The organism is Limnovirga soli (assembly GCF_013106755.1).
GTDB classification, from domain to species: domain Bacteria; phylum Bacteroidota; class Bacteroidia; order Chitinophagales; family Chitinophagaceae; genus Limnovirga; species Limnovirga soli.
The window spans coordinates 79,196-97,071 of the sequence record NZ_WHPF01000007.1 but is presented as its reverse complement, the minus strand read 5'-3'; the positions used below and the strand labels follow the sequence as shown (position 1 = coordinate 97,071).

The following is a 17,876-nucleotide window of genomic DNA, read 5'->3' as shown; positions in this document are numbered from 1 at the left end:
CAATGATGAGCCGGGCTTTTTTTTGCCCAATACCCAACTACTCCAACCAGTTACCGTTGCCTGTTGTGCCGAAAGTACAAGAGTGCGACGCAAGTATGCTACATTGAAAAACAACTGCCGGTTACAAAAATTTGTCTTGCTTCAACTAAATGCACAAAAAAGCATTATTAACATTTGGTAAATAATCTACAATCAAAATTTAAGCAGCATTATATACACATTAAATTTTGCTTATAAGTAAGCAATGTTGCACCATTTAAAAAAAAAGCCATTTAATTATGTCTAATTTTTGCAGTTCTAAAATCAAACTAACGTTTAAAGCATGATCAATTACAAGCCATTCCTTTTATTTGGACTGTTTAATTGTATTGCTTTTATTGCCATCTCGCAATTTTCTGATACTACTATTCAATTTGGTACCTGGCAAAGTACCGGCGCTGTACTATCAAAACAACGTTACCCCGAAATAAAAGGACGTTTATTTAATTACAACTGGAAAGATATAGAAACAGCCCCCGGCCAATGGGATTGGGCTGGCTTTGATGATGAACTATCGCAATGGGCGGCGGATTCTTTACCCTTTATAATTTTGATATACACTAAGGAAGATGCTCCCGATTGGTTGTATACCAATGGCGTACCCAGGGTAATTGAAAGAGATCCGCTTACAGGAGAAGAAACCGGCTACGCTCCCTATTACGCCGATGCGGATTATAAATTCTATTTTAAACGTATGGTTTCTGTTGTGCGCCAGCACCTGGAGCAACAGCCCCCAAATATTCGCAAACAAATTATTGCCGTACAGGCATGTTTAGGCAGTACCGGAGATTATATTGGCTATAAAGGTGTGGTAGAACCAGAATATGCTTTAAACTTCAATGATTTTTTTGAATTGTATAAGGAGTTTAGCCTGCATTTTTATAATGAGTATCTAAATACCAATCCAAAAATTTATCATCTCAGCAACCCCAGTAACGATGGCTCAGAAGAAACCATGTGGTTAATGCAAAATTGCCCGGGAAGCTGGTTAAAAGCCGGTACAATTGGTAAGGGTTATCAGCTAAACGATGAAAAAACAAAATCGGGATGGTTATATGATATTACCAATAATCTGCAAAATGGGGTGTACGTAAGATCGCGGTCTGAAATTACAGGTGGGGCAGTGCAATCGGGCTTATGGCAGGAATTTCCTTATAAGAATATGTTTGCACTTATGTGCTACGATATTTTTTGGGGCCTGGATATTTGTAATCAGGGTACGGCACAAATACAGGATTCTTTATACGACCCCTCTTTTCATTTTTATACCAAATATGCCGGTGAAAAAAATATTGCTACTGCCACACATGCCATGTGTATGTTAAGAGACGGATTAGATGCAGCTGATACCATACGTTTTCCCGTTGCCCAGTATGGTCCTTATAATAGAGCAGATACTACCCGCTTTAGAAATATTGCCAATGCTTTTAAAGTTTTTGGTGCAAGACTGGAAGATATTAATGCGGCTACACAAAAAGAATTGGATAATCTTGGCGCTACCGGTATTAATGATGTGGGTTGGGATATTTTCCCCGGCAATTATGACAGATACCTGCACCAGATACAACCCAATACAACCAGTATTGGCTGGTGGAATATTGACCGCCAGGCCGACTCCAACGCCATTTACGGCCGCTTTGCCCGTGGATTTGATGTAGCAAGAAGAAAAAATGCGTTGTATTTTGATATTGATAGCCTCTTTCTAAATAAAGCTCCTTTGGATGCAGCTTATCCGGTAACCATCAATATCATTTATCTGGATGCCGGTTATGGCAGCTTTCAATTATTTTACGATTCAAAAACCGGTGGGGTAAATAAAGCCTACCCTGTTAAAGTTACCTGTACAAACTCAGGGCAATGGCGCAATGTTACCATCACCCTAACTGATGCCTATTTTAATAACCGGGCCGAATTGGGTTCCGATTTTTATGTAAAAGCTGCAGATAACCAAAACATTGTTTTTAGTTTGATAGAGTTAGCAAGGCCCAAAGCCGATTTATCCGATCTTGGATTGGTAGCATCTGGTAACCTGGTATTTGATACACTTTGTGTTAACAGTATAAGCGCCCCAAAAATCTTTACACTAACCGGTAATTTCTTAACAAACAGTCCTATTAAAATTGGGCCCTATGCGGGCCTTAAGTTTGCCACAAACATAGACAGTGCATTTGTAGATTCACTTATTGTTTCAAAATACGGTGCGTCGTTTTCAGGGCCTGTATTTGTAAAGTTTATGCCTGTTATTAATAAGTCTTATAGCGGTGCTATACCCATTGCCGGTAATGGGTACAGTATAACTATGCCCGTAACAGCAGTAGGCGTAAACAGCCAGCCTTTATTAAGTTCTATCTCCACCAATATCAGTTGCAATGGTTTAAATAACGGCAGCATAGATATTATTCCCAATGGTGGCATAGAACCATTTATTTACAGCTGGACGAGTGCTAACTTTCCTTTCTTTAAAGCCACTACACAGGATATAGCCAATCTAAAACCCGGTACTTATTCACTGCAATTAACCTCCTCAGGCGGTTGTCTTGGTAATAGTACCTATACCATTAACGAGCCGGCCAAACTAACGGCGATTGCCACAAGAGATAGCCTTATCAATTGTGTGGCAGGCTCTACCACTGTAACCGTAACGGCAGTGGGGGGAACTTTACCTTATGCTGGTACGGGTAATTTTACAGCAAAGGCAGGTACCATTATATACCCGGTAACAGATGCCCGCGGATGTACAGATACTGATACCCTTATACTTGCAGATGGCACTTTAACCAAACCCGCAAGACCGGGTGCTATCACCGGTACTAATGCAGATTTGGTTGGCGTTTGCGGTACGGGGCCCTATAATTATTCCATTGCCAAAGTATTAAATGCAACTTATTATGCCTGGTTCCCGCCTGCAGGTACTGTACCAGCCGCTGGGGCAGTATTTACTGATAAATCACTTGCAATTAATGCACTTACCGGCTTTAAAAGCGGCAATATTTATGTTACTGCCGCCAATGTTTGTGGTACTAGTTTGCCAAGCACAAAAATAATTAGTGCAAAACCAACCAAACCAACTGCTATCAACGGGCCCGCAATCGTAAACGCCAATGCTACCGGTTTAATTTATTCGGTAACGCCTGCCGTTGCCCTATTGCAGTATACGTGGACGATTAGTGGCGGCACCATTGTTAGTGGCCAAAACAGCGGCTCAATAAGGGTAAACTGGGGCACTACTGCCGGCAAAATAGGTGTAAAAGCAAAAAACAATTGCGATTCATCAGCTCCTGCTTCTATAAATATTTCATTAACCCCTGCTTTTGCAGTAAACCAGCCGCAGCAGCTAAGTAATAATAATACTATTAAAAGCAACTTAACCGTAAGCCCCAACCCCATAAATAATATAGCCAATGTGCAAATAACCGCTGCCACAGCATATACCGGGTATTTAACCATAACGGATATTACGGGCAGGCAATTACAGCAACAAAAAATAAATATGGTGCCTGGCAGTAATACCATCAGCCTGCCATTTGCAGCCTATGCCAGTGGCACATATGTACTAACGCTTACCGGGCAAAACCAAAATACCAGTACCATAAAACTGGTTAAGCAATAAACTATTTGCTCGAATAATGGGTTATTGGCATATTTTACTTAGCTGCTTTTAGGTGTTGTTCTACAGCTGCATAGCATTACCAACCCTACAAGAGTGCGACGCAAGTAAAGCCATATAAAGTACCCTTGCCCGGCCCAAAAATCATATTCATATTATCAATTTTTTGTATGATATTTATTGGTTATACGTACAACTAAAACCAAACACATGCAACAGATTGCCTGGCCACAAAAAAAGAGGGAAATGTTTAGCCATCATTTCGACTCTACTATTTGGAACAATTTTACTTTTAGAAACGACGACATTATTATTGCCACCTACGCCAAATCGGGTACCACCTGGTTACAGCAAATTATTTCGCAACTCATTTTTAATGGACAGGCCGGTCTGGATGTTTCCGACATGTCGCCCTGGCTCGATCTTCGTGTACCGCCGCCTGAAGTTAAAATGCCGGCGCTGGAAACACAGCAACACCGCCGCTTTATAAAAACTCATTTACCTGTTGATGCACTGGTATTTTCGCCACAGGCCAAATACATATATATTGGCCGCGACGGCCGCGATGTATTATGGAGTTTATATAACCACCACGCCACCGCCAACGAGCTGTTTTATCAGGCCTTAAACGATACGCCCGGTCTTGTAGGCCCACGCATAGAAAAACCTGTTGAATCGATTGTACAATACTATCACGACTGGTTAGATAAAGATGGCTACCCCTTTTGGGCTTTTTGGGAAAACATACTATCCTGGTGGCAAATCAGGCACCTGCCCAATGTGCACCTTTTACATTTCGAAAAACTAAAAACCGATATGCCCGGCGAAATAAAAAAAATAGCCAACTTTCTACACATCGACATCCATCCCGAAAACTGGAACGATATATTAGAGCATTGCAGTTTTGATTATATGAAAAAGCACTCGGCAAAATCAGTACCCCTGGGCGGGGCTTTTTGGGAGGGCGGCTCCGATTCCTTTATCAATAAAGGCACCAATGGCCGCTGGAAAGAAGTACTTACAAAACAGCATAGTGAAAAATACGAGCAACTGGCCCTGCAAAACCTGGGCGCCGATTGCGCTAACTGGCTGGCAACCGGCGAACAATAAAACCAAATCAGCTACTAAAACAAATACACCACCCGCCGTACAGGGTGGTTTTTTTATGGGTCCAACAATACAAACACTATGCAACACCGCTTGCGTCGCACACTTGTGCGATATAACTAAGGGGAGCAAAATAGCAGGCAAATTTGGATTAGCGTAAACCTGGAATAATAGGCCATAAAGAAGACTAATCAGTAATTCCTTTTAGCTGCGCAAAGTACCTATCAGCACAAGAGTGCGACGCAAGGAAGGCCCTAAAGTAGCACAAGCGATGGGTTCAAAAAAACAAACCTACAAAAAAACGGCTCCGTTTAATGCGGAGCCGTTTACTATTAATAACGAATATATTATTTATACTGAGGAATAAGACCTTGGGCTAATGTCACCATTTTATCCAAACCATCCTGTGGCAAATTACCTTTCTTAAATTCTGCCAGTACTTCGGGCAATTTATTCTGCATTTCTAACAGAAAATGCTCTTCAAATGCTTTTACATTTTTAACAGCAACATCTTTAATTAAACCCTGTGTACCCAGGTAAATAATAGCCACCTGCTTTTCAACTGTAACTGGGCTATATTGTAACTGCTTTAATATTTCTACGTTACGGGCACCTTTTTCAATTACATATTTGGTTGCAGCATCAAGGTCGCCACCAAATTTAGAGAAGGCTTCCAGCTCACGGTATTGTGCCTGGTCTAATTTTAAAGTACCTGCTACTTTTTTCATAGACTTAATCTGCGCATTACCACCCACACGGCTTACCGAAATACCTACGTTAATGGCGGGACGGATACCTGCGTTAAACAGGTTACCTTCCAGGAATATCTGACCGTCGGTAATTGAAATTACGTTGGTAGGGATATAAGCAGATACGTCGCCAGCCTGTGTTTCGATAATTGGCAATGCAGTTAAGCTACCACCACCTTTTGCCAGGTGTTTAATAGATTCTGGCAAATCGTTCATTTGTTTAGCCACATCATCATTAGAAATGATTTTAGCAGCACGCTCTAATAAACGGCTATGCAAATAGAATACATCACCAGGGTAAGCTTCACGACCCGGAGGACGACGTAATAACAGGGAAACCTCACGATACGCTACAGCCTGTTTAGATAAATCATCATAGATAATCAAAGCAGGACGGCCGCTATCGCGGAAAAATTCACCAATAGCAGCACCGGCAAATGGAGCATAGAACTGCTGTGGTGCAGGATCGCTGGCAGAAGCTGCCACGATAGTTGTATAAGCCATAGCGCCATAATCGCTCAATGTTTTCATAACACCGGCAACAGTAGAGGCTTTTTGACCAATAGCTACATATATACAATAAACAGGTTTACCTGCATCGTAAAATTCTTTTTGATTGATAATGGTATCTAAACAGATAGCTGTTTTACCTGTTTGACGGTCACCAATTACCAGCTCACGCTGTCCACGACCAACAGGGATCATGGCATCGATTGCTTTGATACCTGTTTGTAATGGTTCTTTTACAGGCTCTCTGTAAATAACACCTGGTGCTTTACGCTCCAATGGCATTTCGTACAATTCACCGGTAATATGGCCCTTACCATCGATAGGCTCGCCAAGGGTATTAATAACACGGCCAACCAAACCTTCCCCTACTTTAATAGAGGCAATTTTACCGGTACGGCGTACTTTATCGCCTTCTTTAATTCCCTTGCTTTCACCCATCAATACCACACCCACATTATCTTCTTCCAGGTTCAAGGCAATGGCTTTAACGCCGTTCTCAAACTCTACAAGTTCACCGGAACGAACATTATTTAAACCATAAACACGGGCAATACCGTCGCCTACCTGCAGTACGGTGCCAACTTCTTCCAGCTCAGCGGCAACGTTAAAGTTGCTTAACTGCTGGCGCAGTATCGCTGAAATTTCATCTGGCTTAATATCTACCATATTTGTACAATTTGCCCCCGTCCCAAAGAAGGGTAAGGGAAGTTATCAATTTTTAAATGTTAAGAACCCTGCTATTTAACCATTATCTTATATTATGAATATATAGGTTTTGGCTAAAGGTCTTTTTTATATCGTTTAAATCTCTCAAAATACTTGCATCTACCAGGTTATTATTAAACTCCAGTATAAAGCCGCCAATTAAAGCATCGTTTACTTTGGTATGCAATTCTACCTGTGAAAGGTTGGCTGCTGCAGATACCTTATCGGTAATTGATTTTTTCATGGTTTCACTAAGTTCAACAGCAGTTGTAAGTGTAACTTTATGAATACCCTGGATGGCATTATATTGATCTATAAAGGCGTTTACAATTTCGGGTAAATCGCTTTCGCGGCCTTTGTTAATAAGCAATGTATTAAAGGCAGTAGTAAGTTTGCCAATTTTATTGGTGGTAACTGCAGCTATAATTTGTTGCTTTTTATCACCTTTAATAACTGGGCTGCGAAGTATGTTTACAAACTCATTGCTGGCAGCACAAAGCGATTGCAAAAACTTCATATCAGCATACACTGTTTCCAGTGCACCTTGCTCTGTGGCCAGGTCTATCAAACTTTTTGCGTATCTGCCGGCTATACGTGGATGTTGCATTTTTTTTACTTTACATGCTTTACCCTGTAAAAGGTAAAAGCTTATTAATTCATCTTTACAATCTCAGCTAACTGATTGATATATGTTTCCTGCTCGGTTTTATTAGCCAGTTCACGACGCAACACTTTTTCAGATACTTCGATTACCAGTTTACCTACCTGATTTTTAACATCGGTTAAAGCAGCATTTTTCTGTTGCAAAATAGCCTGTTGTGCATCTGCTACAATTCGCTCATATTCAGATTTGGCCTTATCTTTTGCATCATTAATCATTTTATCAGCAGTCTCTTTTGCTTCCTTAATCATAACAGCCCTTTCTTCCCTGGCTTTGGTAAGCAATGCTTCATTTTCATTTTTTAACTGCGCCATTTCAGCCTTAGCTTTATCGGCAGTAGCCAATGCATCTGTAATGCCTTGCTCTCTTTCATCAATCGCTTTAATGATTGGCTTCCAGGCAAATGCCCTTAACACAAAAAACAACACCACAAAAGCAACGGTATTCCAAAACACCAGACCAATATCTGGCAATACCAACGGATTTATTTCTAATAACATAAAAACAAATTATTCAAATTAAATAAAGTGTATCCAAAAGTAAAATACGTAATGGATTAAAAAAGATGTACAGGCCCTCCGCCCTGTGCTTTAAGCCTGTACAAAAACTTTTGTGGATTATCCATTACCCAACAGGGCAACCACCACAGCAAACAATGCAACCGCTTCCACGAAGGCAGCAGCAACAATCATGTTTGCACGAATGTCGTTAGCGGCTTCCGGCTGGCGGGCAATACCTTCTACAGCGCCCTTACCAATTTGACCGATACCAATACCGGCACCAATTGCAGCTAAACCTGCACCGATTGCGGCAACACTTCCTACTACTTCTAATAACATGTGTTCTATTTTAAATGTGAATAAAAAAATTATTAATGATGTGCATCTTCGTGATGGTGCTCTTCAGTAGCCATCCCAATATACATTGCACTTAACATAGTAAAAATATAGGCCTGTAAAAACGCTACAAGCAATTCTATTAACCCGATAAATACAGCAAACGGTACAGCAATTACAGATGCAAATACAGTTTTAAAGATAAATATCAGGCAAATAAGACTTAATACCAGGATGTGACCAGCAGTAATATTGGCAAATAACCGGATCATTAAAGAAATAGGCTTGGTAAATACGCCTATTAATTCAATAGGTGCCAAAAACACTTTCATACTCCAGTGCATACCAGGCATCCAGAAAATATGCTCCCAATAACTCTTATTGGCATTAAGGTTTACTATAACAAATACAAATACGGCCAGTGTCATGGTAAAGGCAATATTGCCACTTACATTGGCACCACCGGGAAAGAAAGGTATTAAACCCAGGAAATTATTAGTAAGAATTAAAAAGAAAATGGTAAGCAGGAATGGCATGTACCTGGCATATTTATGACCAATATTGGGTTTTGCCACTTCATCCCTAACAAACAATACAATGGGTTCCATAAAAGACTGTAAGCCTTTTGGCGCAGAGGTAACGCCACGCTTTTTATAAGCTGCACCTACGGTAAGAAATATCAGCAGGATAATAAAGATGGACACAAATAAGGAAGCTACGTTTTTTGTAATGGAAAAATCCCATACGTTTTTGCTAGACTCCTCATTTAAAGTACCATCGGCATTGGCTACTTTAATTTTACCTTCAAATAGTTTATAGGAATAGTTGCCAGTATACACAACAGGCTCGTGATGTTCATTTACCAGATGCTCAGAAGAAAACACTTCCAGCCCCTTATCTGAATACAATATAACAGGTAAAGCTATGCTGGTATGGCCCCAAAGATGCCAGCTATGGTCATCCTTAATATGTTCTAAGATTGTTTCGGTAACGTTAAAATCACCTTCGGCAGCTTCTTTGGTAGTGCTATCGGCATGCATTTCACCTTCGTGTTGTGCAATAGCAATATTGGAAAAAGTGAATAAAAAAGTACAAAGAACCGCTACCAGTAAGCGTTTTATGTTTCTGAAGACCATACCTGTTTCAAAATTTGGCGCAAAGATAGGGGTTGAAAACATAAAAAAGGAGTTTAGAAATGCTTTTTAGAAAAAAGTTCTTGGGTTAAAACGGAAGATTCGGCAAGGTTGTTACCATCCAAATATGCTGCTTTTATATTCTTTAGATGAACGGATTGCGACGCAAGAGCTGATGCCATGAAAACCTGCCGCCGGTATCCGTATGATTTTATAAGCAAAAAAATCTGACTTATTAATGCACTGCTACCGTTTTTTGCTTTTCGAACTGCATATTAATGAGTTTGGCATAAAAACCGTTGTGCAGCATTAAATCTTCATGGTTGCCCACTTCTTTTATTTCGCCCTTATCCAGCACAATTATTTTATTGGCTTTGCGAATGGTGGATAGCCTGTGGGCGATTACAATGGAAGTTCGCCCCTTTATTAAGGTATCGATTGCGTTTTGTATCAGCATTTCACTTTCGGTATCGATGGAAGAAGTTGCTTCATCTAATATTAATACAGCGGGTTTATACAATAAAGCCCTGATAAAGGAGATAAGCTGCCGTTGGCCCATACTTAGGGTAGTACCTCTTTCCATAACATTATATTCATAGCCCCCGGGCAATTGCATAATAAAATCGTGTACGCCAATCATGGCAGCAGCTTCAATTACCTGCTCAGTCGTAATTACTTTATTACGCAGGGTAATATTGTCCATCACCGAACCCGAGAATAGAAAAACATCCTGCAAAACCACCCCAATACTGCTTCTTAAACTATCTAGCTGGTAGGCATTTATATCTACGCCATCCAGTGTTATATTTCCCTGCTGAATAGGGTATAACCGGTTTAGTACGCTGATAATGGAGGTTTTTCCGCTGCCTGTATGCCCTACCAACGCGACCGTTTCACCGGCTTTTACTTCTAAATTGATATGTTTTAATACATAATTATCGTCGGTATACGCAAAACTTACATTATTAAATTGAATATGGCCATTAATCACCGCTGGTGAATGGGTGCCTGTATTGGGGGTAAAATCCTCATTATCCATTACCTTAAAGATTCTTTCAGCAGATATCATCCCCATTTGAAGGATATTAAATTTATCTGCTATAACCCTTAATGGCCTGAAAATCTGGTTCAGGTATAATATAAATGCCACCAGCTCACCCGCCAGGTTTTGATCAGCAATGGGATTATTGGCCGCCAAACCAGCCAGCCACCAAACCAATAAACCGGTAGAAACAGCCAATGTAATCTCTACCACAGGAAAAAATACCGAATAGGCAAATATGGATTTTATATTGGCATCCCTATGGTTTTTATTAATTTTTGTAAACTTATCAAACTCCCTGTCTTCGGCAGCAAATGCCTGCACCACGTGCATACCCGTAATATGCTCCTGTACAAAAGCATTTAAAGCTGTAACCGCATTTCTAACTTTTATAAAGCTTTTATTTACACTTTCCTTAAAATAATAGGTGGCCATTATTAAAAACGGGAAAGGTATCAGTGCAATAAAAGTAAGCTGCCAGTTGGTGGCAAACATGGTAGTTAGCACTATAATAATGGAGAGTAAATCGGCTAAAATGGGAATTAACCCATCGGCAAAAATATCGTTGATGTTCTCAATATCATTAATGGTACGGGTGGTAAGTGTGCCAATGGGTGTATTATCAAACTGTTTAAGATTAAGATGTAGTACCTTATCAAAAACACTTACACGCATATCTTTTACCACACTTTGCCCCAGCCAGGCCGTTAAAAAAGAAAACAAAAAACGTAAAGCTGTCTCCACAAATAAAAATACCACCTGAAATATGGTAACTGCCACAATAAACCTGCCGGCATCAGATAAATCAGTATGCGAAAAAATCCATTGTAAAAAAGCGGGTGCATCTACTGCTTTGCCGGTAGCTTTGTCAATAGTAAGCTGTATAAACATGGGGCGTACAGGCGTAATAAATGCCAGCACAATTGCCAACACTACACTTGAAATAAATTGTAACCGGTAAGGTTTTACATAAACAAATACCCGCCTCATCAGCGAAAAATCAAATATCTTTTTTTTCGGTACCGCTCCACTCATATTATGCGCAAAGGTAATGAGATAACGTATATTGCTTTTATGGATACCGGCAACAAAACCATAAAGCAGCTGCTGTTGCGTCGCAATCCTTTCAGGGTTCCTCTTTCATGGCGGCAAAATAAGATTTAGGCTATTGTAATTAGCGCACAAAGCTTCATCCGGCAATTACCAATATTTTCTTCAATTGGGTTGTGGCTGCAGTGTTTTGGTATTGGCCCTTTACCATAACTGCAAAGGCCTTACATTTGCGCAATTTATCTAGATATGCCAAAAGACAATTCCATACAATCGGTACTTATAGTGGGCTCAGGCCCCATCGTAATTGGTCAGGCCTGCGAGTTTGATTACTCCGGTTCACAGGCAGCCCGCAGCCTGCGTGAAGAAGGTATTAAAGTCATCCTCATCAACAGCAACCCCGCCACCATCATGACAGACCCCATGATGGCCGATAAAGTATACTTATTACCCCTTACATTCGAAAGTCTGGAGCAGATACTGGAAGAAAATCAGATAGATGCCGTGCTGCCTACCATGGGTGGGCAAACAGCACTTAACCTTTGTAAAGAAGCCGATGAACTGGGTTTATGGGCCAAATACAATGTGCGTATGATTGGGGTGGATGTGGCAGCCATAGACCTGGCCGAAGACCGTGGTCAGTTCCGCGACCTGATGTTACGTATTGGAGTGGCAGTAGCCCCCAGCAAGGTAGCCAACAGCTTTTTAGAAGGCAAGGAATTTGCCCAGCAAATAGGATTTCCATTGGTAATACGCCCTTCTTTTACACTGGGTGGTTCCGGTGGCGGCTTTGTACATAGTAAAGATGAACTGGATGATGCTTTAAAAAATGGCCTGCAGGCCTCGCCTATGCACGAAGTGCTGGTAGAGAAAGCTGTACTTGGCTGGAAGGAATATGAACTGGAGCTACTGCGCGACAAGAATGATAATGTAGTAATTATTTGTACAGTAGAAAACCTGGACCCCATGGGCGTGCATACCGGCGACAGTATTACCGTAGCTCCTGCCATGACGCTGAGCGATACCGCTTTTCAGGAAATGCGTAACCAGGCCATACTGATGATGCGCTCACTGGGTAATTTTGCCGGTGGTTGCAATGTGCAATTTGCCTTAAACCCCGAAACAGAAGAGCTGATAGCGGTAGAAATCAATCCAAGGGTAAGCCGTTCCTCGGCATTGGCCAGTAAAGCTACCGGTTACCCCATTGCCAAAATAGCGGCCAAACTGGCCATAGGCTATGCACTGGATGAGCTAAAGAACCAGATTACCCAAACCACATCGGCTTATTTTGAGCCGGCACTGGATTATGTGATAGTAAAAGTACCCCGCTGGAACTTTGATAAGTTCAAAGGGGCCAATGATACATTGGGTTTACAGATGAAGAGTGTGGGCGAAGTAATGGCTATAGGCAGAAGCTTTACCGAAGCAATACAAAAAGCCTGTCAGAGTTTGGAGAATGAGGCAGTGGGATTAGGATATTATGGTAAAAGCCTGATGAAGAGTGAGGAACTGATACAGTATATTAAAATACCTAAATGGGACCGCATCTTCCGCATAAAGGATGCACTGATGCAGGGCATATCGGTAAAAACAATTGTACAGGCTACGGGAATAGACAGGTGGTTTATTTACCAGATACAGGAAATATGCAGGATAGAGAAAGAGATTGCTGGCCATTCACTGGAAACCATATCTGCAGCCCTGATGAAGGAAGCGAAGCAAAACGGGTTTAGCGATGAGCAGATGGCAAGGATACTGCACAATAACTGCAACGCCGAACAAGTATATGAAACCCGTAAAGCCATGGGTATTACCCGTGTATACAAAATGGTAGATACCTGTAGTGCAGAGTTTGAAGCAAAAACACCATACTTCTACAGCACATTTGAATAAAGAACAAAAACAAATGGCCAGCCTGGTGTGACATTATGCACCCAACTGCTGCAACAACCTGCAGCCGCCATATTTGTTGCAGATGAACGTATTGCGACGCAAGGATGCTGCCATGAAAAATTAGCTGGTATAACATAAATAAAAAAGGTGCGGGTAAAAAACCCACACCTTTTTTTATTACAATTGTTGCTATTAGTTGGATGGCTTAAAGCTTTGTGTTAACTCATCTTTGGTAACCACTTTAACCTTGGTGCTATCTTTTAGTTGTTTACTTACCACATCGTATGGGCCGGTAATCACCTTATCACCTACTTTAATACCACTTTTAATTTCGATATAGTTAATATCCTGAATATCGGTTTTAACTACTTTTTTGCGCACTATGCCGGCACTATCTACTACAAATACCACTTCTTCAATATCATCATCCAGTGAGGCAGAAGCAACTGCATCGGTAGAAGCATTGTCATCCTTTTTTACTTCAGCCGGGCCTTTGCCTTCTTTTTTATCTCTGGTAGTAACCGCATTTAAAGGCACCGAAAGTACTTTAACCTGAGTGCGTGTTTGAATATCTGCACTGGCACTCATATTGGGGCGGAAAGGAAAAGGTTGGCCTTTTACTATAAGATCTGTATAAGATTCCGGTAACAAACGAATATGTACCTGATAATTGGTTACCTGTGTAGAAGAGGAAGAGGAAGTGAGTGCATTGGTAACAGGGTTAGCAATTTTATATACTACACCTTTAAATTTACGGTTGCTAAATGCATCAATTTCTACTATCGCCGTATCGCCAATTTTTACTTTTGGAATATCATTTTCACCCACATCTACCTGGGCCACAATACTGTTTAAATCGGCAATACGCATCATTTCGGTACCTACATTAAAACTGTTACCTGCTACACGTTCGCCTTTTTTAACTGCCAGTAAACTTACCACGCCATCCATAGGTGCTACAATGGTAGCACGGTTTACATCTTTATCGGCACGGTTTAAACTTGCTTTGGCACTTTGTACACTGGCCTGATTGGCTTTAATGGCATCCAAATTGGCACTATAATTTCCTTTAGCTGCAAGATATGCCTGTTGTGCCTGTTCAAATTCTGATTGAGAAATTACTTTTTGATCGAGCAATGTTTTCTGGCGTTTATAGGCAGCTTCTGTTTGATCCAGTGTAGCTTTTAAAGCTTCCAGCTGAGATTTTGCATTAGATACCTGGGCTTCTGACTGCGATACCACCGCAGCAGCCTGATCTCTTTGAGAAGCATAAATATCAGCATAAATATTTGCCAATACCTGACCCCTTTTAACTGTATCGCCTTCTATTACATTAAGCTCTACAATCTCACCCGAAATATCCGGACTAACTTTTACCTCTACTTCAGGGAACACCTTTCCGCTGGCAGTTACAATTTCAGTTATATCTCTGGTAGCGGCAGCTTCTGCGGTAACGCTTATACCTTCGTTGCCACCAAAAACGCCTGCTTTACTTAATGCAATCAATGCTACAACAAGCACCACCAGCACAATAATAATCCATCTTAATTTCTTGCTCATATACAATTTTTCTTGTTTGGTAATTATAACTTAATACCCTGTCCTTTATAAAACTCAACCACTTTCATTTTAAATACATAATCATAATGGTTGGCCAGTTGCTGCAATTTTGCCCTTAATAAATTATTTTGATTGGTAATTAAATCAATAGAAGATAAAAGTCCAACTTCATATCTTTTTGTGGCAAAATCAAAAGCTTTCTGTGCACTTTGAACGCTTCTTCCGCTGGCATTATACTTTTCCATTGATGAAATAGCATTTGTATAAGCAGTGTATATATTTGTCTTTAAGGTTTGATCAGCCTGTGCTTTTTGCAATTGCAGATTTTCCAAATTCAGTTTTGCATTTTCTACAGCAATACGTGCATTGCCATTACTAAAAATTGGTACTGAAATATTAATACCTACGCTTTGGCTAAAGTTTTGATCAATCTGCTTAAAATACTTGGTTTTACCATAGGTATTAACTGAATAAGGTTGGTTGGGATAAACTGAATAATCAGTTCCATCTACATTAACCTTACCTATCGGAGGATTTACAGTTATACTTCCATTAGGGCTAATGGCCTGATTATTAAAGGTACTACCCAAAGAATAAAAGCCACTTAAAGAAGGATTTAATGCCGCCTTATTTACCTTAATGGTTTTTTCTGCGCCTTTTATCCTTAAATCATTTGCTTTTTGCTGTGGTTGCGAAGTTACTGCCATGCTAAAAACCAATTCAGGTTCCAGTTCAGCCAAAGGCTCTAAGGGAATAAGATCAATTGGTGGCGTATCCACTTCAAAAGGGGCCGCCATATCAATATTTAATAATGCTTTTAACTGCAATAAGTTTTGTTGAAAAGCAGTTTGAGCAGTAATCAGGTTACTGCTATCTGTAGCCAGTTGTGCTTCAATCTCTGCCAGGTTTAACTCAGGTAAAGCACCGGCATCCACCCTTTTACGCGTATTTTCATATTGGGTTCTGGTTTGAGACAATTGTACTTCACTAATATTAATTTGTTCCTTTGTTGAAAGCACCTGTAAATAATAGGATGCAACATTTAATGAGATATCATTCTTGGTCCGTTCTACATCCTCTAATGCAGCCTGCGCGTTAAAAGAAGCAGCATCTTGCCCATTTTTTAACCTGCCAAAACTATAAATAGTAGCACCGCCTTGTAGTTGATAATTCTGATACAACAACTGCGTGGTGGTAAACTGGTTGGTAGTAGGGTCAATAGACCGGCCAAATTGCAAACCCATTCCAGTACCTAAACTGGCTGTAGGAAGTTTATTCATTTTGGCCTGCTGTAATTGTAAGGCAGACAAGCGGGCCTGTACATCAGCCTGCTTAACAGATATGTTATTTTTAATGGCATAATCTACGCAGCGGCGCAAATCCCATTTGTCCTGTGCAAAAATTGTGGCGGGTATTAGTAGAAGTAATACGCCTAAAATTCGTTTTCCCATAAAACAAAGTAACTTAAACCAAAGTTGGCAGCACATATTTTTTAGATGAGCGGAAATCTGCCATGTTATTAGGCTGAATTAATAATATTATGGTGGGGCCGGCAACTCATTTGCTATGTAGCTTTACTTGCCACGCTCGGTTCAGGGTTCACCCCTTGTGGCATCAGGTAGCATTCGGTTGGTAATTTTAAATATTATTCCAATCCTTCAATTTGTACAAAAGCCTGCTCCAAATCGGCAATAATATAGTGGGCATCTTCCAGTCCGCAATACAGGCGCATCATCCTGTGTTCCACATTACCGGCATCAAAAGCATCAACAGGCATGCCCGAACACCTTGGTATTATCAAAGATTCGTAACCGCCCCAGCTTACCGCCATTAAAATATGTTTCAGGCTATTGCAAAATTTTTCAATGGTAACCACCTTTGTGGCTCTTATTACAAAAGTCAATAAACCACAGGCTCCCTGCATCTGTTGTTTGGCCAACTCATATTGGGGAAAATCTTCCTCAAAAGGAAAAATTACCTTTTCCACCCGCTTATGTTGCTTAAGGTAATCAATAACCGTACGGGTAGTTTGGGTGCAACGTTCCAAACGCATGGGCAAAGTTCTTAAACCCCTAATCAGCAACCATGCATTAAATGGCTGTATGCCACTGCCAATATTCATGTATTCACTGTTAAAAATGCGGGTAATCATTTTACTGCTCCCACTTAGTACCCCAGCCACCGTATCGCTATGCCCGCCAATATATTTAGTAGCAGATTGTAATGATAAGTCAATACCCATTTCTACCGGTTTCTGATAAACAGGTGTGCAATAACTATTGTCGCAAATTGTTATAATACTGTGTTGTTTAGCCAATCTGGCAACCGCTTTCAGGTTTTGTAATTCATAGGTCCAGCTGTTGGGTGTTTCAAGATAATACACCCTTGTATTTAGTTGTGTGGCCTGTTCAAATGCCAGCATACTGGTACCATCCACATAAGTAGTAGTAACATTAAAGCGCGGCAGTATTTCATCAAACATTTTACGGGCCCAGGTATACGGGTTGCGTACACTTACAATATGATCCCCACTTTTCACATTGGCCAGTACGGCAGCAAAAATAGCGGCGGCGCCACTGTTAAACACCAAACAGTCTTCCGCGCCATCCAGGGCTGCCAGTTTTTTTCTTAATATTTCAACTGTTGGATTTAAGCCCCGGCTATACAACCAGGTACTGTATTCGTCTTCAAAAGCCTTCCGCATTTCCTCTACAGTGGCAAAAGCAAAATTGCTGCTTTGTATAATGGGTGGGGCTACTGCTCTAAAATATTGTTCCCTATCCTCGCCATACTCATTCAGTATATATGATAATTCCATTTCTTCCATAATTGTATTTCTTCCTGGTAAAAAAAATGAAATTAAGCGGTTTGCGCTGGTTTACAAAAATGTAAGTAACCCTCCTTAATACCTAATGCAAGCGTTTGCGCCAAAAGCCTTTCTTATAAGCTATTTCAGTTAGGTTTGTTATTCGAAAAACAGAAAA

At 40.6% G+C, this 17,876-nt stretch carries 12 protein-coding genes; 3 read left to right on the top strand and 9 right to left on the bottom strand.

The features are described from left to right. Positions 1–322 precede the first annotated feature (322 nt). Positions 323–3,649, top strand: a complete 3,327-nt coding sequence (locus GD597_RS11000; protein WP_171607911.1) for a T9SS type A sorting domain-containing protein — start codon at positions 323–325, stop codon at positions 3,647–3,649. A 207-nt stretch (positions 3,650–3,856) separates the two neighbouring features. Then, positions 3,857–4,756 carry a sulfotransferase domain-containing protein gene (locus GD597_RS10995; RefSeq protein ID WP_171607910.1) on the top strand — a complete coding sequence of 300 codons (900 nt, stop codon included), beginning with the start codon at positions 3,857–3,859 and terminating at the stop codon, positions 4,754–4,756. A 344-nt stretch (positions 4,757–5,100) separates the two neighbouring features. Here the strand turns inward: GD597_RS10995 and atpA are convergent, their stop codons facing one another. From atpA to GD597_RS10965, 6 genes are all read right to left on the bottom strand, one after another. Beyond that, the gene (atpA, locus tag GD597_RS10990; protein WP_171607909.1) at positions 5,101–6,678 is read right to left on the bottom strand and encodes a F0F1 ATP synthase subunit alpha; all 1,578 of its coding nucleotides are present in this window, start codon (positions 6,676–6,678) and stop codon (positions 5,101–5,103) included. A gap of 82 nt (positions 6,679–6,760) precedes the next feature. After that, positions 6,761–7,324, bottom strand: coding sequence for an ATP synthase F1 subunit delta (atpH, locus tag GD597_RS10985; RefSeq protein WP_171607908.1), 564 nt, complete (start codon positions 7,322–7,324; stop codon positions 6,761–6,763). 44 nt (positions 7,325–7,368) lie between these two features. Then, positions 7,369–7,878 carry a F0F1 ATP synthase subunit B gene (atpF, locus tag GD597_RS10980; protein ID WP_171607907.1) on the bottom strand — a complete coding sequence of 170 codons (510 nt, stop codon included), beginning with the start codon at positions 7,876–7,878 and terminating at the stop codon, positions 7,369–7,371. Between the two features lie 117 nt (positions 7,879–7,995). Next, entirely contained in the window at positions 7,996–8,217 is a 222-nt protein-coding gene (atpE, locus tag GD597_RS10975; protein ID WP_171607906.1) for an ATP synthase F0 subunit C, read from the bottom strand. Positions 8,218–8,249: 32 nt separating this feature from the next. Then, positions 8,250–9,392 (bottom strand): F0F1 ATP synthase subunit A, encoded by a 1,143-nt coding sequence (gene atpB, locus GD597_RS10970; RefSeq protein WP_235954264.1) that lies wholly within the window; start codon positions 9,390–9,392, stop codon positions 8,250–8,252. Between the two features lie 190 nt (positions 9,393–9,582). Continuing rightward, positions 9,583–11,424, bottom strand: coding sequence for an ABC transporter ATP-binding protein (locus GD597_RS10965; protein ID WP_171607905.1), 1,842 nt, complete (start codon positions 11,422–11,424; stop codon positions 9,583–9,585). 264 nt (positions 11,425–11,688) lie between these two features. On the opposite strand from GD597_RS10965, the gene carB reads away from it, so the two are divergent. Next, complete coding sequence (gene carB, locus GD597_RS10960) at positions 11,689–13,332, top strand: carbamoyl-phosphate synthase large subunit (RefSeq protein WP_171607904.1); 1,644 nt, start codon at positions 11,689–11,691, stop codon at positions 13,330–13,332. A 192-nt stretch (positions 13,333–13,524) separates the two neighbouring features. Here the strand turns inward: carB and GD597_RS10955 are convergent, their stop codons facing one another. The 3 genes from GD597_RS10955 to GD597_RS10945 form a co-directional block, all read right to left on the bottom strand. Next, entirely contained in the window at positions 13,525–14,892 is a 1,368-nt protein-coding gene (locus tag GD597_RS10955; protein WP_171607903.1) for an efflux RND transporter periplasmic adaptor subunit, read from the bottom strand. A gap of 23 nt (positions 14,893–14,915) precedes the next feature. Continuing rightward, positions 14,916–16,343 carry a TolC family protein gene (locus tag GD597_RS10950; RefSeq protein ID WP_171607902.1) on the bottom strand — a complete coding sequence of 476 codons (1,428 nt, stop codon included), beginning with the start codon at positions 16,341–16,343 and terminating at the stop codon, positions 14,916–14,918. 194 nt (positions 16,344–16,537) lie between these two features. Beyond that, complete coding sequence (locus tag GD597_RS10945; RefSeq protein WP_171607901.1) at positions 16,538–17,710, bottom strand: trans-sulfuration enzyme family protein; 1,173 nt, start codon at positions 17,708–17,710, stop codon at positions 16,538–16,540. Positions 17,711–17,876: the final 166 nt, after the last annotated feature.